Below are 21,287 nucleotides of genomic sequence, written 5' to 3' on the forward strand. Positions count from 1 at the left end.
CGTGCCCGTCATGCGTGGTGCTTGTCCGCCTCGGTCAGGAAGGCATCGGCGAAGAAGGCATCCTCCGGCAGACCGCGCCGGGCGGTGAAATCCGCACGGGCGGCATTCACCACCACCGGTGCGCCACAGGCGTAGACCTCGTGGCCTGACAGGTCAGCCAGATCATCAAGCACGGCCCGGTGCACAAACCCGGTGCGTCCGCTCCAGCCGTCTTCGGGCAGCGCGTCGGAGACCACCGGCACGTAGCGCAGCGTGGGCATCTGCACCAGCCGCTCGCGCACCCAGGCATCCATGTACAGATCCCGCGGCCGGCGCCCGCCCCAGTACAGGGTGGCCGGGCGTGTGCTGCCCAGGTGCTGCAGATGCTCGATCAACGCCTTGACGGGCGCAAAACCCGTACCTGACGCCAGCAGGATGATGGGCTTGCTGCTTTCTTCGCGCAGATGGAAGCTGCCAAACGGGCCTTCGACGCGCAGGATGTCCTTTTCCTTCATGCTCGCGAAAGCCTGCTCGGTGAAGAGCCCGCCCGGCGTGTGGCGCATGTGCAGTTCCAGCCCGCGCTGCGTCGCCTGCGTGTGCGGTGCGTTGGCCATCGAATAGGAGCGGCGCGAGCCGTCCTTGAGCAGCACATCCACGTACTGCCCGGCGCGGTAGCCGAAGGCGTCACCCGCGGGCAGCATCATCTGCGCCACGATCACGTCGGGCGCCGGACGTTCGAGGCGCAGCACGCGCACCGGGAATTTGCGGATGGGGTAGCTCGCTTCGCTGCTGACCTGATCGGACTCGATCACCACGTCGCCCTGCGGCCAGGCGCTGCAGGCAAGGATGATGCCCTGGGCTTCTTCCTGGGCGTTGAGCGCATCGTCCAGATGCTCGCGCAGGCGCACCTCGCCTTCGAGCTTGCGGCATTTGCAGGAGCCGCAGGCGCCGTCGCGGCAGCCATAGGGCATGCCGACGCCCTGGCGGATGGCTGCGGCCAGAATGGTTTCTCCGGGCTCGACCGCGAAGGTGCGGCCGCTGGGCTGGACGGTGACGTTGAACGGGCTGTCGGAACCGGACATGGGCTGGGTATGCTCCTGCATGCGTGAAACGGATAGACGCTGATTGTGCCTTCCAACCTTTATCCCCTGGGCGCTCTGCCGGCGCGTTTTCGCCGCCAGCGCGTGCTCATCGTCGGCTGCGGCGATGTGGGGCTGCGCGCTGCCAAGGCGCTGGGCCGCGGCGTCCGTCTGATGGCATTGACCTCCTCGCCCGACCGTATCGCTGCGCTGCGCGCGGCGGGAATCGTGCCTGTGCTCGGCAATCTGGATGACGCAGCCACGCTGGCTCGCCTGGCAGGGTTGGCCACGCGGGTGCTGCACCTGGCGCCGCCGCCGCCCAGGGGCGTGGTTGATCCGCGCACCCAGGCGCTGGCGCGGGCACTGGCGCGGCGCCGCCTGCCTCGGACACTGGCCTACATCTCAACCACCGGCGTCTATGGCGACTGTGGCGGTGCCTGGGTGGATGAAACCCGGATGCCGGCGCCAGCGTCCGAGCGCGCCCGCCGGCGCGTGGATGCCGAAGCCACGCTGCGCGCACTGGGCCGGCAGGGCGTGCGCGTGGCCCTGCTGCGCGTGCCGGGCATCTACGCCGCGGACCGCCCCGGTGGAGCGCCGCGCGAGCGGCTGCTGCGCGGCACGCCCCTGCTGCGGCAGGAAGACGATGTGTATGTGAGCCATATCCACGCCGACGACCTGGCGCGCGCCTGTGTGCTGGCGCTCTGGCGGGCACGGCCGCAGCGCGTCTGCAATGTGGCCGATGACAGCAGCCTGCTGATGGGCGACTACTTTGATCTGGCTGCCGATGGCTACGGTTTGCCGCGCCTGCCGCGCATCGCACGCGCCCGGGCACAGCGGGAACTCACGCCCGCCATGCTGAGCTTTCTGGGGGAATCGCGGCGCATGGTCACGCGGCGCCTGCGGCAGGAATTGCGCCTGCGGCTGCGCTACCCGACCGTACGGGAAGGCCTGGCCGCAACTGCGCAGGGTCAGCGCGGATAGCTGTTGCCCTGCTGGTCGTAGCAGCGAAAGACGTTGCACTGCACCATTTCCGGCTTGGGCCTGGGCTGGGTGTGGTGCGGGTGATGGGGGCGCAGTGGCGGCACGATGACGACGGGCGGGATGAAGCCCGGGTTCCCGTAGATCGAGCGCTGCTCGCGGTCGCGCTGCAGGCGGGCGATTTCCACCGGCGTGAGGCAGGCCAGTTCCTCGTTGCGCTGGGCGCTGTGGATGCGGGTGTTCGTGTCGTAGAGCGACGGATCGCGGGCCAGGGCGGCTTTCAGGCTCTGGCGCGCCTGTGCGCATTCGGCAGACTGGGCCGGATCGGGTGCGCGCTGCGTGTCGGCGTCCTGCCGGGGCCTGTCCACGGGCGCCGGGCTGGCTTGCGCCGCTTCCAGCGCACGCCGCTCTCGCTTGAGCCGCAAGGCCTCCTGTGCCTGATCGCGCTCGCGCTGGATGTCTTCGGTGGTCTGGCGCGGTGCCACTTCCTTGCGCGCTTGCCCTGCGGCGCAGTCGCCATCGGTGTAGGTGATTTTTCCCGTCGCCGGGTCGCTGCAGCGCATGACCTGGGCCGCGGCGGAACCAGCCCACAGGCATGCGGCAAGCAGCAGGGCAGCGTTCGGGGCGAAAAATCGGGCGGGCATGGCAGGAAGGGCGTACTCAGCGGTGGCCGCGTCCGGGTCCACCGCCGCCTTCCCCCTGGCCCCCGCGGCCGCGCCATGCCGGCGGGGAGCGATCGGCGCGGTCTCGGCCCTGCGCATGCGGCCTTGGCATGGTGTCTGGCGAGAACTGCCGCCAGCGCCTGCCTTGCTCACCCGCGAACGGAGATCGCTGGTGCTCGTGCGGACGTGGCTGGGCGTTGCTGCCAGGGCGGTCGTGCTGCCACTGCGGCCGTTGCCAGTCTGGACGGTGCCTGCCCGGGTTGCGCCATCCGCGCCGATCGCGCCCGTGGCCAGAGTCGATCCATATCTGACCGCCGAGGAACAGCGGAGGCGCTCCGTACACATACGCAGGTTCCGCCGGGCTGATGTAGGGCGCAGGCGGATACGCCGGGCCGCCATAGCCATAGGCGTCGTAGCCATAGGGATCGGCCACGGGCACGGCGCAGCCCGCCGCCAGCAGCGCGGCCGCAAAGCCGCAGGCGGCCATCAGCGGACGAAGGGCAGGGTGGGCAAAAAATCCGTGCATGCAGTTGTGACGCCTGGTTGTCGCATAAGGTTGACGGCATGGCGCCGTTTTACCTGTTCTTTACCTCGTGGCGCCGCAGGGGCGCATGGGTCATACGGTACCACTGGCGCGCAAGGCCTCTATGTCGTGCTCCGACAAGCCCCACTCGCGCAGCACCTCTTCGGTGTGCTGCCCCAGCGCGGGTGGGGCGCCGCGGTAGCGGACCGGCGTTTTCGACAGCCGCAGCGGACTTGCGACAGTCCCGATCTGCGGTATGCCGTCGCCGGCCTTGCGTGTGAGTTCGACGCGCAGGCCGCGGGCGCGCACCTGTGGGTCTTCAAACGCCTGCGCGATGGTGTTGATCGGGCCGCAGGGCACGGCTTTGTCGTGCAGCAGGGTAATCCACTCGCCGGTACTGCGTTCGCGCAATACCGGCTCCATCAGCGCCAGCAGCGCGCTGCGGTGGTGCACGCGGGCGGTATTGGTGGCAAAGCGCTCATCGCGCGCCCATTCGGGCCGGTCGATGGCGTTGCAGAAGCGGCTGAACTGCCCGTCATTGCCGATTGCCAGCAGCACCTGGCCGTCGCGCGTGGCGAAATCCTGGTAGGGCGCCAGGCTGGGGTGGTTGTTGCCGGCGCGCATCGGGCTGTTCCCGGTCGCCAGAAAGCCGGCCGCCTGGTTGGCCAGCACCGCCATGCCCACGTCCAGCAGCGCCGTGTCGATGTATTGCCCCTCGCCCGTGCGTTCGCGTGCGTGCAGGGCGGCAAGGATGGCGTTGCTGGCGTACAGGCCGGTGAAGATGTCGATGACGGCCACGCCGACCCTCAGGGGCCCGCCGCCGGGTTTGCCATCGGCATGGCCGGTGACGCTCATCAGCCCGCTCAGGGCCTGGACCATGAGGTCGTAGCCCGCGCGCTCGGCATAGGGGCCGTTTTGCCCGAAACCGGTGACGGAGCAATAGATGAGCCGCGGGTTGGCGGCCTTCAGGCTGCCGTAGTCCAGCCCGTAGCGGGCCAGACCCCCCACCTTGAAGTTCTCGACCACGACATCCACCTCGGCCGCAATGCGCTGCAGCAGCGCCTGGCCTTCGGGGCGGGCCATGTCCAGCGTGACCGAGCGCTTGTTGCGGTTGCAGGCGGTGAAGTAGCTGGCCTGGTCGGTGTCTTCACCATCGGCCGTCTGCAGAAAAGGTGGCCCCCAGTGGCGTGTGTCGTCGCCGCTGCCGGGGCGCTCGATTTTGACGACATCGGCACCCAGGTCGGCCAGAATCTGCGTGCACCAGGGGCCTGCCAGCACGCGCGACAGATCCAGCACCTTGATGCCGGCGAGTGCTGCGTCACTGGACGCTTGCATGTCCGCGGGAATCTGGCGGCTGCCGGATCTACAGCGTGAATTCCTTGCCGACCATGTCTGCCGGAACGCGCTTGTGCGTGCCGTCGCAGTTCGGCGCGTTGTGCGTCTGCTTGCACTGGCATAGCCAGGCGTCACCGGTTTTGTCGGCGGTGAAGGCCAGCGGCGTGATGTCGGTCGCGCGGTGCGAACCATCGCAGAACGGCTGGCGCTTGGACAGGCCGCAGCGGCACCAGTGGTAGGACTTGCCAGCCTCCAGTGCGACTTTGATGGGGGCATTGGCTGCGACGACGGGTTTGCTCATGGATGTCTCCGTTGAAAATGGTTGAAACGGCTGGCATCTTGCCAAGTTTTTGGTCTTGCGTCAGCACCTGCCGTCAATTCCGAGTGCCGTGCGTTCATTACACTGCCCGCACTGGATCACTGGGGATAGGGCATGGAGCATGGATTCTGGCTGGAACGCTGGCGCGACGGGCGTACCGGCTTTCACCAGCCGCTGGTTTCGCCGCTGCTGCAGAAACATTGGCCGCAACTGGGCCTGGCGCGTGGCAGCAAGGTGTTTGTGCCGCTGGCGGGCAAATCGCTGGACATGGCTTGGCTTGCCGAGCAGGGCCACGCGGTGCTGGGCGTGGAACTCTCGCCGGTCGCGGTGCGGCAGTTTTTTGCCGACCATGGCTGGCAGCCGCGATTGCATGAAAGCCGCTACGGCACGCACTACAGCGCGGGCGCCATCGAACTCATCTGCGGTGATGCCTTCGGTCTGGATGCCGCTGTGCTCGCCGATTGCGCGGCGGTGTACGACCGGGCTGCCCTGATCGCGCTGCCGCCGGCGATGCGCGCAGGCTACGTGGATGGATTGATGGCGCGCCTGCCTGCCGGTTGCCGCGGCTTGCTGCTCACGCTGGAGTATGCGCAGAGCGAGATGGATGGTCCGCCCTTTGCCGTGCTGGAGCCCGAAGTGCGCGCGCGCTACGCAGGCAGCTGGGATGTCGCGTTGCGCGAGCGGCTTGACATCCTCGCGCAGGAGCCGGGCTTTGCCGCGCGTGGCGTAAGCAGCATGGCGACGGCGGTTTATGGTTTGCAACGCTGGGGATGAACCATGGCAATCACGCTGAACCCGCGCAGGAGTTTGGGCGCACTGGCCCTGGTGCTGGCGGGTTGCGCCAGCCCGACGGCCACTCTGGCACCGCCGCAGGAGGCGGTGGCCACGGATGGCAGCAAGCAGGCGGTATCCGCGACGGCCGGGCTGGAGTGCGGCCAGCCGCGCTGCCCGCAGCTGACGGCGCGCTGGAGCAGCAAGCGCGCAGGCGTGGCGATGCTGACGATAGGGGTGCCTTACCAGAAATCGGCCGTCGCGAGGGCCGAATTTCACTTTGGCGGCAACCAGGTGGTGCGGCTCATGCTCCCTTCCGGGGAGCAGCCCGCGCCGGGCGATTATCCGGCCACCGCATTCGACGCGCCGGTGTCGCTGATCGATGCCATTGCCTACCGGGCTGGTGGCTGGGTGCGGGTCGTCATGGCCGACGGCCTGGTGGTGCAGGAAACGGTAAGCAATGGCGAGGTGAAGAGCCAGGCGGTGGACGCCATGCGCGAATTCTTGCGGGCGGTGGACACGGCCACCGGCAAGCCTGTGGAGGAGCGCGGCAGCGGTGGCGGGGTGTTCGATCTGCTCAAATGAGTTGCGCAGGAGCGCGCGCGAGCGCCCTCAAAGGCGCTTGACCAGCACCTGGCTCTTGCGGTCCCAGTTGTACTTGCGCTTGCGCGCCTCGGGCAGCCAGTCGGGTTCGACGGGAGAAAACCCGCGCTTCAGAAACCAGTGCATGGTGCGCGTGGTGAGCACGAAGATGCTGGCCAGGCCCATGTCGCGCGCACGCTGCTCTATGCGCTTGAGCAGTTTTTCGCCATCGCCCGTGCCCTGGCTGTCGGTCGATACGGTGAGTGCTGCCATTTCGGCGGTTTTCTGCTCGGGGTAGGGATAGAGCGCGGCGCAGCCGAAGATCACGCCGTCGTGCTCTATCACCAGGTAGCTGGTGATGTCGCGCTCGATTTCGGTGCGGTTGCGCTTGACCAGCGTGCCGTCGCGCTCGAAGGGTTCGATCAGCTGGATGATGCCGCCGACGTCGTCGATGGTGGCTTCGCGCAGTTCTTCGAGCTTTTCGTCGATGACCATCGTGCCTATGCCGTCGTGCACGTAGATTTCCAGCAGCAGCGAACCATCCACGCCGAAGGGCAGGATATGGCTGCGCTCGACACCGTGCTCGCAGGCCTGCACGCAGCGCGTCAGGTAGAAGGCCGGATCGGTCGGCTCGACGGGCTCGGGCAGTTCCTGCAGCAGGCGGCGGGCGGCGGCCAGGGTGATTTCGGTATCGATGGGGTTGTCGTCGCCCGCGGGCTCCTGGGGCTTTTCGCGTACGCCGGGAATTTCGGTGAGGAACAGCAGTTTGTCGGCCTGCAACTCGCTCGCGACCCGCGTCGCCACCTCTTCCATGCTCAGGTTGAAGGCCTCGCCGGTGGGCGAGAAACCGAACGGCGAGATCAGCACCATGGCCTGCGAATCGAGCGCGCGCTGTATGCCCTCCACGTCCACCTTGCGCACCTTGCCGGTGTGCTGGAAATCCACGCCGTCGATGATGCCCATGGGCTGTGCGGTGAGAAAGTTGCCCGAAATCACGCGCACGCGCGCATCGGCCATGGGCGTGTTGGGCAGGCCCTGGCTGAAGGCTGCTTCGATCTCATAGCGCAGCTGGCCGGCGGCCTCCTGCGCGCAATCGAGCGCGATCGGATCGGTCACGCGGATGCCCCTGTGGTGGCGCGGCGTGTGCCCCTTCAGGCGCAATTGCTCGTTCACCTGCGGGCGAAAGCCGTGCACCAGCACGATCTTGACGCCCATGGCCTGGATCAGCGCCAGGTCCTGCACCGTGTTCTGCAGCTTGCCCGCGGCCACCGCCTCACCGGTGAGGCCGACGACGAAGACCTGGTGGCGGAACTTGTGGATATAGGGCGCGACCGAGCGAAACCACGGCACGAAGGTGAAGTTGAAGACGGCGGACATGGGGGCGACAGGGCAGGCGACCGGAAAAACCGGCAGTGTAGCGGCGCAAGGCTGGCGCGGGTGATGGGGATAATCGCCCGCTTCATGCCGCTTGCCATCACTTTTCCCGAATCTCTTCCCGTGTCCGCCCGCCGCGCCGAAATCATGGCCGCGATGGACAAGCACCAGGTCATCATCGTCTGCGGCGAAACCGGTTCTGGCAAGACCACGCAGCTGCCAAAAATAGCGCTGGCCCTGGGACGCGGCAAATGCAACGCAAAGGAAGGCGAGCGCGGCCGGCTGATCGGCCACACCCAGCCGCGGCGCATTGCGGCCAGCAGCGTCGCCAAGCGGATTGCCGAGGAACTGAAGACGCCGCCCGGCGAGGTGGTGGGCTACAAGGTGCGCTTTGCCGACACGCTGCAAAAGGGCGCCTCGGTCAAGCTGATGACCGACGGCATCCTGTTGGCCGAGACGCAGACCGACCCGCTGCTCAAGGCCTACGACACGCTGATCATCGACGAGGCGCACGAGCGCAGCCTGAACATCGACTTTCTGCTCGGCTATCTGCGCCAGATCCTGCCGCAGCGGCCGGATTTGAAGCTGGTGGTGACCTCGGCGACGATTGACGCCGAGCGCTTTGCCAGGCACTTTGCCGACGCCAAGGGCAAGGATGCGCCGGTCATCATGGTGTCGGGCCGCACCTACCCGGTGGAGATGCGCTGGCGGCCGTTCGAGGAGAAGAAGGACTTCGACCTCAACGACGCGATTGCCGACGGCGTGGATGAACTCTGGACGGGCGGCGCGGGTGGCGACATCCTGATCTTTCTGCCCGGCGAGCGCGAGATCCGCGAGGCGGCCGACCATTTGCGCAAGCACCTGCAGCATTCGCCCGTGCTGCGCAGCAGCGAGGTGTTGCCGCTGTTCTCGCGTCTGTCGCAGGCCGAGCAGGACAGGATTTTTGATGCGCACCACAACCGCCGCATTGTGCTGGCGACCAACGTGGCCGAGACCTCGCTCACGGTGCCTGGAATCAAATACGTCATTGACGCAGGCACGGCGCGCGTCAAGCGCTATTCTTTCAGAAGCAAGGTGGAGCAACTGCTGGTTGAGCCCATCAGCCAGGCCGCCGCCAACCAACGCGCCGGGCGCTGCGGGCGCGTGGCCAACGGCATCTGCATCCGGCTGTACGACGAGGCGGGCTTCAACCAGCGCGACCGCTTTACGGATCCGGAAATTCTGCGCAGTTCGCTCGCCGGCGTCATCCTGCGCATGAAGAGCCTGGGCCTGGGCGACGTGGTGAACTTCCCGTTTTTGGAGGCGCCCTCGGGCCGGGCGATTGCGGACGGCTACCAGTTGTTGCAAGAGCTGGGCGCGGTGGACGAGCGCGGCGCCCTGCAGCCCATGGGGCGCGAGCTGGCCCGGCTGCCGCTCGATCCGCGCGTCGGCCGCATGATTCTGGAGGCGCGCACGCGCGGGGCTCTTTCCGAGGTGCTGGTCATCGCCTCGGCCCTGTCGGTGCAGGACGTGCGCGACCGGCCGCTGGAGGCGCAGGCCCAGGCCGACCAGGCGCACGCCAAGTTCGACGACGAGAAAAGCGAGTTCAGCGGCTATGTGCGGCTATGGCACTGGCTGCACGATGCGCGTGGCGGCAAGGTGGTGGCCAGCAGCCGTAAGGAGATGGCGGCGCCTGTAGGGCCGTCGGCGCGGGCGCAGGCGTTTTTGCCGGTGGCCAAGCGTGCGTCGGGCGCTCAGCCCTCACCCCAACCCTCTCCCAGAGGGAGAGGGGGCAACAGCCAGGGCGCGGGGAGTTCACTCCCTCTCCCGCCTGCGGGCGAGGGCAGGGGTGAGGGTGACAACCACAAACTCAGCAACCGCCAGTGGGAGCAGCTGCTGCGCCAGAACTACCTGAACATCCGCCGCGTACGCGAGTGGCGCGACATCCATTCGCAGCTGCTCACGGTGGTGCGCGAACACCAATGGCCGCTCAACCCGCAGCCCGCCGGCTATGAGGCCGTCCACCTGTCCATGCTCTCGGGCCTGTTGGGCAACATCGGCTTCAAGGGCGAGGAAAGCGAGGCCTATCTCGGCGCGCACGGCATCAAGTTCCACCCGCACCCGGGCGCGCACCTGAGCAAAAAACCGGGGCGCTGGATCGTCGCCGCCGAGCAGGTGGAGACGTCCCGCCTGTATGGTCGGGGCATTGCCGCCATCGAGCCGCAATGGCTGGAGGAGGTGGGCGCGCATCTGCTCAGAAAGCAGCTGCTCGACCCGCATTGGAGCAAGAAGCAGGCCGATGTCGTGGCGTATGAGCGTGCCACGCTCTACGGCCTGGTCGTCTACAACCAGCGCGGCGTGAGCTATGGCCGCATCGATCCCGTCGAGGCACGCCAGCTGTTCATCCGCCGCGCGCTGGTGGAAGGCGAGTGGGAGACGCATTGGCCCTTCCTGGCCGCCAACCACAAGACGGTGCGCAAGGTGGAAGACCTGGAGCACAAGAGCCGGCGCCAGGATGTGCTCGTCGATGACGAGCTGATCTACGCCTTCTACGACCAGGCGATTCCCGAGGCTGTGTACAGCGGCGCGAGCTTTGACAAGTGGTTCCGCGCCGCGTCCAAGGCCGAACCGAACCTGCTGCGCTTGTCCAAAGACGAGCTGATGCGCCATGAGGCGGCGGGCATCACCAGCGACAAATTCCCCAAGACGGTGAAGCTGGGCGGCGTGGATTGCAGCGCGAGCTACCTGCACAGTCCGGGCGACGCGCGCGACGGCCTCACCGTGACGGTGCCGCTCTTTGTGCTGAACCAGGTGAGCGAGGAGCGCGCCGAATGGCTGGTGCCGGGGATGCTCAAGGAGAAGATCCAGGCGCTCTTGAAAAGCCTGCCGCAGCGCCCGCGCAGCCGCTTCGTGCCCCTGCCCGAGCACGCCGAGCGTCTGGCGCAGCTGTTTCTGCAGGAAGAGCGCTGGGAACGCGGCGGTTTGTTGGACGTGCTTTTGAAGCAGGCGCGCGACGAAACCTCGCTGGACATCAAGCGTGCCGACTTCAAGCTGGACATGCTCAGCGCCCACCTGTTCATGAACCTGCGCGTGACCGACGAGCATGGCCGCCAGCTGGGCCAAGGCCGCAACCTGGCGGCGCTGAAGGCCGAATGGGGCAGCAAGGCGCGTGGGGCGTTCCAGGCGCTGGCGGAGTTGAAGCTGGCTGCACCTTCTTTACCCTCCCCCTCTGGGGGAGGGCAGGGTGGGGGCCAGCCTGGGGCAGTGCCTTCCTCCTCTAGCCGTCCCCACCCCAACCCTCCCCCAGAGGGGGAGGGAGAAAATCCGCGAGTGAAGGCCGGGGAACGCTACACCAGCTGGGGCTTTGGCCAACTCCCCGAACTGATGGAGCTGAAAAAAGGCCAGCACCAGCTGATCGGCTTTCCGGCCCTCACCGACCAGGGTGACGCCGTGACTATCGAAGTCTTTGACGAGCCCGAGGTGGCAGCCGCCAAGCACCGCCTGGGCCTGCGCCGCCTGTGTGCCCTGCAGATCAAGGACGCGCTGAAATACCTGGAAAAGAACATTCCCGACCTGCAAAAAATGGCCGTGGCCTATATGCCACTGGGCACGCAGGAGGAGTTGCGCGCGCAAGTCATCGACGTCGCCATGGAGCGCGCCTTTCTGCAGGAGCCGCTGCCGCAGGACGAGGCGCAGTTCAAGCAACGTGTGCAGGACGGCCGTGGGCGGCTGACCTTGATTGCGAACGAGGTGGCGCGCCTGGCCGGCGTGATCCTCACCGAATACGCCGCCGCGCAGCGCAAGATAAAAGACACTAAAAATGCGCCGGAAGCCACGCAGGATGCGGGCAAGCAGCTACAAACATTGATGCCAAAGGACTTCATCACCCAGGCGCCCTGGGCGCAGCTGCAGCACTTTGCGCGCTACTTGAAGGCCATCACCGTGCGCCTGGACAAAGTCCGCGCCGACCCGGCCCGCGACGCGGCTAAATGCAAGGAATTGCAGCCGCTGGAACAGCGCTACTGGCGCCTGGTGGCGGAACGCAAGGGCCAGCAGGACGCGCGCATGCAGGAATACCGCTGGATGCTGCAGGAGCTGCGCGTGAGCTTCTTCGCCCAGGAGCTGCGCACGCCTTACCCGGTGAGCAGCAAGCGCCTGGACAAGATCTGGGCGCAGCTGATTACGTGAGCGCCATCACGCCAGCGCGAGCCGGTTGAGTTCGGCGCAGACGTCGGCCATGCGCCCCGATGCAACCAGCTTGCAGGAACCGTCGGGGGCGCGGTTGACGATGAGGCGCAGCGAGGGGTGGGTGTTGGCGTATTCCTGGCGCGGCCGGCGCCGCTGCGGCATGGGCCGCAGGGTGATGACCTTGCCTTCAGAGGGTGTGGGGAAAAGAGGAAGCGGGCGCTGGGCAGACTGCATGTGAAACTCCATTGGGTAAAGACACAGGCAGGATTGCCATTCGAAGTCTCGCCCCAGGGTTGGCATGCCTAAGCGCCTTTGCGCTCCGTGCCATGCCATACGCCCGCCACCTGCGGCGCGGACTGCCATGCCTACATCAGCATGGTGTTGCGGATCAGGCCCACGGCCAGGCCTTCGATTTCAAACGGTTCGCCGGGGTGTACCTGAATGACCGGGTAATCGGGGTTTTCGGGCAGAAGCTCGATCTGGCCGCCGCTGCGGCGCAGGCGCTTGACGGTGACTTCGTCGCCCAGGCGGGCGACGATGATCTGGCCACTGCGGGCATCGTGCGTGGCTTTGACGGCGAGCAGGTCGCCATCCATGATGCCGGCATCGCGCATGGACATGCCGCGCACCTTGAGCAGGTAATCCGGCTTGTGGGCGAACAGGGTGCTTTCTATGGTGTAGCTTTGATCGACATGTTCCTGCGCGAGAATCGGTGAGCCGGCGGCGACGCGGCCTATGAGCGGCAGCGTGAGCTGCGCCAGGCTGGGGATGGGCAGGTTGAACTGCAGACCGCGCCGGGTGTTGATCTCGCGCAGGGCGCTGGTGCGCAAACGGATGCCGCGCGAGGTGCCGCTGACCAGCTCGATGGCACCCTTGCGTGCCAGGGCCTTGAGGTGTTCCTCGGCGGCATTGGCGGATTTGAAGCCCAATTCTTGTGCGATTTCAGCGCGCGTGGGGGGGGCGCCGGTTTGCGCGACGGCACGTTCGATGAGCTCGAGAATCTGCTGCTGGCGACTGGTGAGTTTGGACTGGTCAGGCATGCGGGGCTCCGGTGGATTGGCAGGGCTATGGCGAAATACATAACTGTTTTTTGATCCAGTAACTGTATTTTCAACCAGTTTTCAAAAAGACGCAACCCATGAGCAGAAAAATCGTGATTCTGGGTACCGGCGGCACGATAGCCGGTACCGGCCCGGCGGGCAGTGGCAGTTACACCGCGGCGCAGCTCACGGCAGAGCAGCTCGTCGGCAGTATTCCCGCGCTCCAGAATGCCGCTGGCGGCGGATTGCTGGTGCAAGAGGTGGCGCGGATCGACAGCAAGGATATGACGCATGCCGTGTGGCAGTGGCTGGCGCAGCGCTGTCTGGCACACCTGGCCGACGGCACCGTGGGCGGCATCGTCATCACCCACGGCACGGATACGCTGGAAGAAACCGCCTGGCTGCTGCACGAACTGCTGCCCGCCGACAAGCCCGTGGTGCTGACCTGCGCCATGCGCCCGGCGACGGCCCTCTCGCCTGATGGACCGCAGAACCTGCTGGACGCGGTCACGCTGGCGGCGCACCCTGAAGCCCATGGCGTGCTGGTGGTCGCTGCGGGCGTGGTGCACGGCGCGCGCGAGGTCACCAAGGTGCATCCGCAGCGTCTGGATGCGTTTGCTTCGCCCGATGGCGGGCCACTGGGCTGGGTGCAGGGCGGAGAAGTGCGCTGGGCGCACGCCACGGCGCCCCAGCCGGCGGCGCCGCGCTGCGGTGCGCTGTTGCTGGAGCCTGCCTTCATGGCGCCGCAATGGCCGCGGGTGGAGATCATTCTCAGCCACGCCGGCAGTGATGGCGCTTTGGTGGACTGGCTGGTGGCGGGCGGTGTGCGCGGCATCGTGGTGGCAGCCACCGGCAATGGCACGCTGCACGAGGCGCTGCAGGCAGCGCTGCGACGGGCCGTCTCGGCCGGTGTGACGGTGCGCCTCGCCTCGCGGTGTGGCGAAGGTCGCATCAGCCCGGTCACCGATCAGCCCTGGCGCGATGCCGGAGGGCTGAGCCCGGTCAAGGCGCGCATCAGTCTGATGCTGGAGTTGATGCAGGCATCGGATTCATTTGGGGCGCGACCCGATGGCTTGTCAGGCTGATTTTTTCCAGGTCGCGTACTCCCGGGGCATGCAAACGGCGCATGGCCGGTAGCCAGCGGCGATGGCCGTGGCCTCGTCGGCAAAGAAAACGCGGTGCCTGACATAGCCGCCGCGCGCAATGGCCTGGAGCGCGGCACGGCAATCCAGGCGGCCGTACAACTTGCCGCCGCGATGGCCTCCAATGGTGCCGGGCAAAGCGCTGGAGTACGGTGTGCCATCCGGCCCCACCAGCACGAATGTCCTGTCCGATGCCGGCATGTGCAGCACGCCTTCCACGTCAAGGTGCATCGTGGAACGAAAGCTTCAGTCCGATGCGCTCGCCCTTGCGGATTCGGCTGATGGCGTGCCTGTGGTTGACCCGGTAGTGGCCTTTGGTACCCCTGAAGGGGCGCTGCGCCGTGGCAATGATCGCCACATCGCCGAGCCTGAGCGGCAACACCGCCGGGCGCGACTGCATGCGCGGGCGCTGCTCCGTCATCACGAACTCGCCCCCTTGGAAATCAACGTCCGGCTCCGACAGCACGGCGACGATCTGCATGGGGAACACCTGCTCGCCGCCCTGGCGCTGGTGCAGCGCTACATGGTCTTCGACACCGAGCCGGCTCAGATGGGATTGTGCCGGCGTCTGGCCCGCCATGCGGTTGCAGCGCAAGAACGCTTCCCACTGCGCCGGAAAGCGATGGGCTGCGCCCAGAATTTCGTTCCAGCGATTGGCAACGATGACCAGGCGGCGATAGAGAGCGGTGCGCCACTGCTGCAGCGGCGCCGGCAGGCCCGCGCCGAAGTACAGCAACTCGCCGCGCCCCAGGGCGTTGGATTCCAAAGTCACTCGGCTGGCGTCGGTTGCGAAGGCTCTCTGTGCCAGGCCACGCGCCGCATCGGTGTCCAGGAGGCCCGAAAGCACGGCAAAGCCATCGGCATCGAGCTGCGTGCAGATGTCCCCCCAGTTCAGGCGATCAAGCGTGGTGTCGAATGCCGCCATGGGGCACCTCTGCATCAAGCCTGGGCGTCGCGGCGCAGCAGCTCGCGCTTGCGATCCACGCCCCAGCGGTAGCCGGCCAGGTCGCCGTCGCGCCGCACGACGCGGTGACAGGGAATGGCCACGGCGATGTGGTTCGCGGCGCAGGCCCGGGCCACGGCGCGCACGGCCTTGGGCGAGCCGATGCGCTCGGCGATCTCGGTGTAGCTCGCGGTCGTGCCCGGCGGGATTTCGCGCAGCGCGCGCCAGACACGCTCCTGGAACGCCGTGCCTTGCACATCCAGCGGCAAGTGCAAGCCCGTTGCGGGGGCTTCGATGAAGCCCACCACCTGGGCGATCAGCTGCTCGAATTCACCGTCGCAGCCGATGATTTCGGCCTTGGGGAATTGGTCTTGCAGGTCGCGCACCAGCCGGTCAGGACAATCGCCCAGCAGGATGGCGCAGATCCCGCGCTGGCTCTGGGCCACCAGGATGGCGCCCAGCGAGCACTGGCCCACCGCGAAGCGGATGACCGCGCCGGCACCGCCTGCCCGGTAGTCGCGCGCGTGCATGCCCAGCAACTGCGCGGAGGCTTCGTAGAACCGGCTGTTGGAGTTGAACCCGCTGTCGTAGATCGCGTGGGTGATGGACGTATCCGCGCTGCTCAGTTCCCCGCGCAGCTTCCCGGCGCGATAGGCCGAGCTGTACGCCTTGGGCGTGAGGCCGGTTTCGGTCTTGAAGAGGCGATGCAGGTGGAACGGGCTCAGGCCCACCTCGGCCGCCAGAACATTGAGCGAGAGATGTGTCTGCGCGGCCTCGATCAGGCGGCAGGCGCGTGCCACCACCGCGGCGCGTTCTGCCATGGCGCTGGTCTGGTCGCCACGGGCGCGGCGGCTGCAGCGGTAGCCCGCCGCTTCGGCCGCCTCGGCGGAATCGAAGAACGCCACGTTCTCGCGCTTCGGAAGCCGCGCATTCGAACTCGGCTGGCCGTACACGCCGGTGGTGCGCACCGCGTAGACGAATTGACCGTCGGCCGCGGCGTCACGCGCCTGAACGGCTGCCCAGCGGTCGTCTTCGGTTTCGTAAACAAGAGGTGTATTCATGGCAGAAGTCCCGTCATCATCATCCATCCAGCGTCGCTGTAGTGTTGACGCAGGCCGCGCTGCAGCCGCGCCGCGCCGAATTCGCCAAACAGGCAGGGTTGCGCAGGCCCTCGCGGCACCATGGCAGCAAGCCCCGGTCGCTGTTGCGGCTTCTGCGTCGGAACATCGAAAAATTCAAGCGATTTCATGCTCACCTCGCGTCGTGAAAAATGAGTCCCACGGTGTGGCGCTGGCCGCTGCCGATGCGGCTGACGCCATGGCGCATGGTCACCTTGCGAGGGCCGCGTCGCCCTGCAGGTGGGGGTGTGGCAGGCCGTCGATGGACGGCGAACACCACCGCATCGCCCTGGCGCAGCGCAACGACCTCCGCGCGCTGCCTTGTGTTGGACCGCTCCGTCATGACGAATTCGCCGCCGGTGAAATCCCTGCCGGGCTCGGACAGCAGGATGGCTACCTGCAGCGGAAAGACGTGGTCGCCGTAGAGATCCTGATGAAGGCAGTTGTAGTCGCCCGCGCCGTACTGAAGGATCAGCGGCGTCGGCCGGGTCTGGCCGGCCTGGTGACACCGCTGCAGGAAGGCGGCCAGATCATCCGGGTAGTGCACATCGCTTCCCAACTGCACATTCCAGCGGTTGGCAATCGGCGCAAGCCGGGGATGCAGCGTGTGGCGCAGCCGTTCAAGCAGCGGCGGCAAGGGGTACGAAAAATACTTGTATTCGCCGCGCCCGAACCCGTGGCGAGCCATGATGATCCGCGTGCGATAGCCCTCCTCCTGCGGGTAGAGCGCAGCCAGCAGCTTGCATTGCTCCGCCGTTAGAAGGCCAGGCAGCACGGCGTTTCCATGCGCATCGAGCGAACGCACTACGTTCACCCAGTCGGAGGCCCCGGGTGCCATGGCAGGGCTGTGGCTCGCCGCGGCTTTCATGCTGCCTTTCACCGGGCTATCCGGGGCACGGAAGTGGTACCTGAGCATGGAAATGGAACGGGTCATCATGGCAACCAAGCACTGCAGTTTGAAGAGTGCGGTCAGTTTAGAAGTTCACCCCCTTGTTGAAACTCCGCTCCTTGCGGTTGAATTTTTCCGCGATTCACCAGGCGGGGTCTGCTCGCCAGCGAAGCTCGGTGCTTGATACGACTTCGCCTTCAAACGTATCACTGCGTTGGTTCGCCTTGCCGTGCGACAGCACTGATCTGCGGCTTCTCGCCTTGTTCTACGCTTGAATGCAAAGTCGTATGAGTCGTGCCGAAATGCAAAAGCCCCGCAGGGCGGGGCAATTCGGGTGGTGGGCGAGGGTGGTGCCGTGTCAGCTGGACAGCGCCGCCAGGGCCCGCGCGGTGATTGCGTCCACGTTGCCCAGGCCATTGATGGCGCGGTATTTGGGCGCGGCCGCCGGGTCGGCCTTGGCCCAGCCGGCGTAGTAATCGACCAGCGGGCGCGTCTGATCGCTGTAGACCTGCAGGCGCTTCTTCACGGTGTCTTCCTTGTCGTCGTCGCGCTGCACCAGCGGCTCGCCGGTCACGTCGTCCTTGCCCTCCACCTTGGGCGGGTTGAACGTGACATGGTAGGTGCGCCCCGAGGCCGGGTGGCTGCGCCGGCCGCTCATGCGCTCGATGATGGCGTCGAAGGGCACGTCGATCTCCAGCACGTAGTCGAGCTTGACGCCCGCCGCCTTCATCGCATCCGCCTGCGGAATGGTGCGGGGAAAGCCGTCGAACAGAAAACCCTTGGCGCAGTCGGGCTCGGCGATGCGTTCCTTGACCAGTCCGATGATGATGTCGTCGCTCACCAGCGCACCGGAATCCATGACGGCCTTGGCCTTCACGCCCAGCGGCGTGCCCGCCTTGACGGCGGCGCGCAGCATGTCGCCGGTGGAAATCTGCGGAATGCCGAACTGCTTGCAGATGAAGGCCGCCTGCGTGCCCTTGCCGGCGCCGGGAGCGCCCAACAGTATCAGTCTCATGGATATCCTCTCGTACTATGAAAATCGGCGGCGCCGCTGTGCGCGCAGGCGGTCAAGAATAGCATGCACCTTTGCTTACAGATGGCGCTGCTCAGTGAACCATTCGCGCACGCGTGCAAGGTCGGCGGGGGTGTCCACCCCGGCGCCCGGTGCATCCGGCGTGGTGTGCACGGCTATGCGAAATCCGTGCCAGAGCGCGCGCAATTGCTCCAGGGATTCGATTTGCTCGGTGGGCGCAGGCGCCAGGGCGGTGAAATCGCGCAGAAAGCCCGCGCGGTAGCTGTAGATGCCGATGTGCCGCAATGGCGCAATGCCTGCTGCTGCGCTTTGCCACCAGGCGCTGCCGGCCGCGGCGTCGCGCGCATGGGGGATCGGGGCGCGGCTGAAGTAATGCGCCATGCCGCGCGCGTCGCAGACCACTTTCACCACGTTGGGGTTGGCGAATTCCTGTGCGCTGGCGATGGGGTGTGCCGCGGTGCCCATGGCGGCGTCCGGCTGGGCCGCCAGCAGCTGGGCCACGGCGCTGATCAGCTGCGGGGCTATCAGCGGCTCGTCACCCTGCACGTTCACCACGATGGCTTCGGGCGCCAGCGAGAGCAAGGTGCAGGCTTCGGCAAGGCGGTCGCTGCCGCTGGCATGGTCGGTTCGGGTGAGCAGCGCCTTCACGCCGTGTGCGGCGCAGGCCTGCACGATGCGCGCATCGTCGGCGGCAACCACCACCTGCGCGGCACCACTTTTGGCGGCCTGCTGCGCCACGCGCACCACCATGGGTAGGCCGGCGATGTCGGCCAGGGGTTTGTCCGGCAGGCGCGTGGAGGCCATGCGCGCCGGAATCAGGACGGTGAAGGGCGGCGTGCTCACTTCGTTTCAAGCTCGTCGTCGGTGAGCGTGCGTGCCTCGTTTTCGAGCAGGATGGGAATGCCGTCGCGCACCGGATAGGCCAGGCGCGCGCTGCGCGAAATGAGTTCCTGGCGCTCTCGGTCGTAGGTGAGCGGCCCCTTGGTGGCGGGGCAGACCAGCAGTTCAAGCAGTTTGGGGTCCATGGCGTGATGATAGTGAGGCCAGATGGGCGTCCAGCCAGTCAAGGAAGGCCGGTGCCAGGGAGGTTTGCAGTGGCACGGCCAGCGCGTCGGGATGGCGTGGCCAGAACTTGACGGCGTCTTTTTCGGTGCAAATCAGTGGATAACGCTTACCAGATGGGCGCTGCCAGCTATCAAAATCATGGTGATCCGGCAGGGCTTGCGCGTGCGCAAGCGTCAAGCCTCGTGCGCGCAGCATGGCAAAGAAGGCCTCTGGTTCGGCAATGCCTGCGAGCGCGTGCAGCGGCTGGCCGGCGAGGCTGCTCAGTGCCACGCTTTCCCCGCTGGCGGCGATGGCGTGATCGGCCAGAGACCGCTGGACGGCAAAAGCAGGCGAAGCGCCAGCCGGTGGCGTGCCGCGGTAGAGCACGGCATCCACGGCGCGCGGCCAGGGCTCGCGCAGCGGGCCGGCGGGCAGCAGCCAGCCGTTGCCCGCGCCCGAATCGCTGAACACGCAGAGCTCCAGATCACGCGCCAGCGCCAGGTGCTGCAGGCCGTCGTCGCACAGCAGGATGTCGGTGGCGGGGTGGGCGGCGAGCAGCGCGCGGCCGGCGTCGGCGCGGCGCGGCGCGACAAAGACGGGCACCCGGACGCGGCGGGCGATGAGCAGCGGCTCGTCGCCGACCTCTGCGGCCGTGCTGCCCGGCAGTACCGCGCGGCAATCATCCATCGCCCGGCCATAGCCACGGGAGATCACGCCCGGGTGCCAGCCATTTGCGCGCAGATGCTGCGCCAGTGCGATGGCGATGGGGGTCTTTCCGCTGCCGCCCGCCACCACGTTGCCGATGACGATCACCGGGACCGGCAGGCGTTCGCTGGCCAGCCAGCGGTGGGCGTAAAGCCAGCGGCGCAGGCGCACCAGTGCGCCGTGGAGCTGCGCCAGCGGCCACAGCAGCCATGCCAGTGCGCCACGGTGCTGCCAGGCGCGGCGCAGGCGCTCGCTCATGTCACTGGGGGTTGGCGCTGGCCCTGGCGCCGCCGGAGCTCTGGGTGGCGAAGGTGATCTGCGCCAGGCCCACGCGGCGTGCGGCCTCCATCACCGTGATGACGGCCTGGTGCGGCGCCAGCGCGTCGGCGCTGATGATGAGAATGGGCTCGCTGCCGCTGGGCATGGCCGCCTGCAGCGCGGCCGCCAGTTCCTGCACGCCCCTGCCGGCCAGCGTGGTCTTGTTGACGGCGTACTGGCCTTCGGCCGAGACGGCGACGATGATCTCGCGCGGGCGCTCGCGCATCTGCTGCGCATCGGCCACGGGCAGCGTCAGCTGCAGCTCGGTGAAACGGCTGTAGGTGGTGGTGAGCATGAGAAAGATCAGGATCACCAGCAGCACGTCGATGAACGGGATCAGGTCGATGCGGGGCTCTTCCCGGGGGCTGCCGCGAAAGTTCATGCGGAATCTCTCGCCGGCTCAGGACTTGCGCTGGCCCAGCTGGGTCAGATGGCGCAGAAAGCGCTCGCTGGCCAGCTCCAGCTGCAGCAGATAGGCATCGACGCGGCTGCGGAAATACTTCCAGAAGAACAGCGACGGAATGGCGATGATCAGGCCGAACGCCGTGTTGTACAGCGCCATCGCGATGCCGTGCGCCAGCTGCGCCGGATTGCCGCCGCCCGCCACCTGCCCGACGGCGCCGGCACCCGCCTGCGCGCCGAAAATCTCGATCATGCCGACCACCGTGCCCAGCAGCCCCAGCAGCGGCGCGGCCGAGGCGATGGTGCCCAGGGCATTGAGGTATTTTTCCAGCCGGTGCGCCATCGCCCGGCCGCTGCCCTCCATTGCGGCGCGGACGTCTTCCGGCGTGCTGCGCGGCTGGCTGGCGAGCTGGCGGATGCCGCTGGCCAGCACCTCGCCCAGCGCGCTGTTCTGCTCCAGTTGATTGACGACATCCGCCGCCGGCAGGCCGCGCGCGGTGACGGCGATGGCTTCATCCAGCAGTTTGGGCGGGGCGACGCGGCGCGCCTGCAGCGAAATGAAGCGCTCGATGATGAGCGCGAGCGCGGCGATGGAGCAGGCGATGAGCGGCCAGATCGGCCAGCCCGAGGCTTGTATGATCGAAAACAATGCGTACTCCGCGCTTTGGATGCAAGCGTTTGATTATGGCGCACCGCTGCCGCGCGGCCGCCGCAGCCTGCTGCAGGCAGCCAGCGCCAGTCTTCCACTTTTTCTGTGGACAACTTTGTGGGTAACTGGCGGTACAAGCGGGTCCGGAGCGCATCCACTGGTGCTTTGCACGCGATGCCTAAAAATTAAGCTGTAAAAACATCAATAAAATCAATATGTTATATGTGTGCCGGTG

At 66.9% G+C, this 21,287-nt stretch carries 24 protein-coding genes; 5 read left to right on the forward strand and 19 right to left on the reverse strand.

Features of this window, described 5'->3' with window-relative positions; genetic code table 11:
- Positions 1-8 precede the first annotated feature (8 nt).
- Positions 9-1,061 (reverse strand): CDP-6-deoxy-delta-3,4-glucoseen reductase, encoded by a 1,053-nt coding sequence (locus K320_RS0116000; protein WP_024539830.1) that lies wholly within the window; start codon positions 1,059-1,061, stop codon positions 9-11.
- Between the two features lie 45 nt (positions 1,062-1,106).
- Between K320_RS0116000 and K320_RS0116005 the strand changes: the two genes are divergently transcribed.
- Complete coding sequence (locus K320_RS0116005) at positions 1,107-2,039, forward strand: NAD-dependent epimerase/dehydratase family protein (RefSeq protein ID WP_024539831.1); 933 nt, start codon at positions 1,107-1,109, stop codon at positions 2,037-2,039.
- Here K320_RS0116005 and K320_RS0116010 read toward each other — a convergent pair.
- From K320_RS0116010 to K320_RS0116025, 4 genes are all read right to left on the reverse strand, one after another.
- Positions 2,027-2,680 carry a DUF4124 domain-containing protein gene (locus K320_RS0116010; protein ID WP_024539832.1) on the reverse strand — a complete coding sequence of 218 codons (654 nt, stop codon included), beginning with the start codon at positions 2,678-2,680 and terminating at the stop codon, positions 2,027-2,029. The genes K320_RS0116005 and K320_RS0116010 overlap by 13 nt on opposite strands.
- A gap of 16 nt (positions 2,681-2,696) precedes the next feature.
- A complete protein-coding gene (locus K320_RS0116015; RefSeq protein ID WP_156914036.1) occupies positions 2,697-3,224 on the reverse strand; it encodes a hypothetical protein in 528 nt (175 codons plus the stop codon).
- Between the two features lie 90 nt (positions 3,225-3,314).
- A complete protein-coding gene (locus tag K320_RS0116020) occupies positions 3,315-4,556 on the reverse strand; it encodes a CaiB/BaiF CoA transferase family protein (RefSeq protein WP_024539834.1) in 1,242 nt (413 codons plus the stop codon).
- Positions 4,557-4,584: 28 nt separating this feature from the next.
- Positions 4,585-4,857, reverse strand: a complete 273-nt coding sequence (locus K320_RS0116025) for a CDGSH iron-sulfur domain-containing protein (RefSeq protein ID WP_024539835.1) — start codon at positions 4,855-4,857, stop codon at positions 4,585-4,587.
- Between the two features lie 132 nt (positions 4,858-4,989).
- Here K320_RS0116025 and K320_RS0116030 point away from each other — a divergent pair, with 132 nt between their 5' ends.
- Together K320_RS0116030 and K320_RS0116035 are read left to right on the forward strand one after the other, a co-directional pair.
- The gene (locus tag K320_RS0116030) at positions 4,990-5,649 is read left to right on the forward strand and encodes a thiopurine S-methyltransferase (RefSeq protein ID WP_024539836.1); all 660 of its coding nucleotides are present in this window, start codon (positions 4,990-4,992) and stop codon (positions 5,647-5,649) included.
- Positions 5,650-5,652: 3 nt separating this feature from the next.
- Complete coding sequence (locus tag K320_RS0116035) at positions 5,653-6,231, forward strand: hypothetical protein (protein WP_024539837.1); 579 nt, start codon at positions 5,653-5,655, stop codon at positions 6,229-6,231.
- Between the two features lie 27 nt (positions 6,232-6,258).
- On the opposite strand, the gene argA is transcribed toward K320_RS0116035, so the two are convergent.
- Positions 6,259-7,605, reverse strand: a complete 1,347-nt coding sequence (gene argA / locus K320_RS0116040; RefSeq protein WP_024539838.1) for an amino-acid N-acetyltransferase — start codon at positions 7,603-7,605, stop codon at positions 6,259-6,261.
- 84 nt (positions 7,606-7,689) lie between these two features.
- Here argA and hrpA point away from each other — a divergent pair, with 84 nt between their 5' ends.
- Positions 7,690-11,769, forward strand: a complete 4,080-nt coding sequence (gene hrpA, locus K320_RS0116045; protein ID WP_024539839.1) for an ATP-dependent RNA helicase HrpA — start codon at positions 7,690-7,692, stop codon at positions 11,767-11,769.
- A 6-nt stretch (positions 11,770-11,775) separates the two neighbouring features.
- Here hrpA and K320_RS0116050 read toward each other — a convergent pair whose 3' ends face one another.
- A complete protein-coding gene (locus K320_RS0116050) occupies positions 11,776-12,003 on the reverse strand; it encodes a hypothetical protein (RefSeq protein ID WP_156914038.1) in 228 nt (75 codons plus the stop codon).
- Between the two features lie 131 nt (positions 12,004-12,134).
- A complete protein-coding gene (gene lexA, locus K320_RS0116055) occupies positions 12,135-12,809 on the reverse strand; it encodes a transcriptional repressor LexA (protein WP_024539841.1) in 675 nt (224 codons plus the stop codon).
- A gap of 98 nt (positions 12,810-12,907) precedes the next feature.
- Between lexA and K320_RS0116060 the strand changes: the two genes are divergently transcribed.
- On the forward strand, positions 12,908-13,894 hold the full coding sequence (locus tag K320_RS0116060; protein ID WP_024539842.1) for an asparaginase: 987 nt from the start codon (positions 12,908-12,910) through the stop codon (positions 13,892-13,894).
- On the opposite strand, the gene K320_RS0116065 is transcribed toward K320_RS0116060, so the two are convergent.
- The 11 genes from K320_RS0116065 to K320_RS0116115 form a co-directional block, all read right to left on the reverse strand.
- A complete protein-coding gene (locus tag K320_RS0116065) occupies positions 13,886-14,152 on the reverse strand; it encodes an Ada metal-binding domain-containing protein (RefSeq protein ID WP_029696251.1) in 267 nt (88 codons plus the stop codon). The two genes, K320_RS0116060 and K320_RS0116065, sit on opposite strands and share 9 nt — an antisense overlap.
- Before the next feature lie 19 nt (positions 14,153-14,171).
- On the reverse strand, positions 14,172-14,876 hold the full coding sequence (locus K320_RS0116070; protein ID WP_024539843.1) for a 2OG-Fe(II) oxygenase: 705 nt from the start codon (positions 14,874-14,876) through the stop codon (positions 14,172-14,174).
- 14 nt (positions 14,877-14,890) lie between these two features.
- On the reverse strand, positions 14,891-15,955 hold the full coding sequence (ada, locus tag K320_RS0116075; RefSeq protein ID WP_024539844.1) for a bifunctional DNA-binding transcriptional regulator/O6-methylguanine-DNA methyltransferase Ada: 1,065 nt from the start codon (positions 15,953-15,955) through the stop codon (positions 14,891-14,893).
- On the reverse strand, positions 15,952-16,143 hold the full coding sequence (locus K320_RS0116080; protein WP_024539845.1) for a hypothetical protein: 192 nt from the start codon (positions 16,141-16,143) through the stop codon (positions 15,952-15,954). Before K320_RS0116080 ends, ada begins: the two co-directional genes overlap by 4 nt.
- Before the next feature lie 2 nt (positions 16,144-16,145).
- Positions 16,146-16,850 carry a 2OG-Fe(II) oxygenase gene (locus tag K320_RS0116085; protein WP_024539846.1) on the reverse strand — a complete coding sequence of 235 codons (705 nt, stop codon included), beginning with the start codon at positions 16,848-16,850 and terminating at the stop codon, positions 16,146-16,148.
- Positions 16,851-17,259: 409 nt separating this feature from the next.
- Positions 17,260-17,916: an adenylate kinase gene (adk, locus tag K320_RS0116090; RefSeq protein ID WP_024539847.1), complete on the reverse strand. Its 657-nt coding sequence runs from the start codon at positions 17,914-17,916 to the stop codon at positions 17,260-17,262.
- Positions 17,917-17,991: 75 nt separating this feature from the next.
- Entirely contained in the window at positions 17,992-18,777 is a 786-nt protein-coding gene (gene kdsB, locus K320_RS0116095; RefSeq protein ID WP_024539848.1) for a 3-deoxy-manno-octulosonate cytidylyltransferase, read from the reverse strand.
- Entirely contained in the window at positions 18,774-18,959 is a 186-nt protein-coding gene (locus K320_RS0116100) for a Trm112 family protein (protein WP_024539849.1), read from the reverse strand. The genes kdsB and K320_RS0116100 overlap by 4 nt, the downstream gene beginning before the upstream one ends.
- Positions 18,940-19,941: a tetraacyldisaccharide 4'-kinase gene (gene lpxK, locus K320_RS0116105; protein WP_024539850.1), complete on the reverse strand. Its 1,002-nt coding sequence runs from the start codon at positions 19,939-19,941 to the stop codon at positions 18,940-18,942. The genes K320_RS0116100 and lpxK overlap by 20 nt, the downstream gene beginning before the upstream one ends.
- Before the next feature lies 1 nt (position 19,942).
- A complete protein-coding gene (locus K320_RS0116110; protein WP_024539851.1) occupies positions 19,943-20,383 on the reverse strand; it encodes an ExbD/TolR family protein in 441 nt (146 codons plus the stop codon).
- Positions 20,384-20,401: 18 nt separating this feature from the next.
- The gene (locus K320_RS0116115) at positions 20,402-21,052 is read right to left on the reverse strand and encodes a MotA/TolQ/ExbB proton channel family protein (protein ID WP_024539852.1); all 651 of its coding nucleotides are present in this window, start codon (positions 21,050-21,052) and stop codon (positions 20,402-20,404) included.
- Positions 21,053-21,287: the final 235 nt, after the last annotated feature.

The sequence above is a fragment of the Comamonas badia DSM 17552 genome (genome assembly GCF_000484635.1).
Lineage (GTDB): Bacteria > Pseudomonadota > Gammaproteobacteria > Burkholderiales > Burkholderiaceae_C > Comamonas_C > Comamonas_C badia.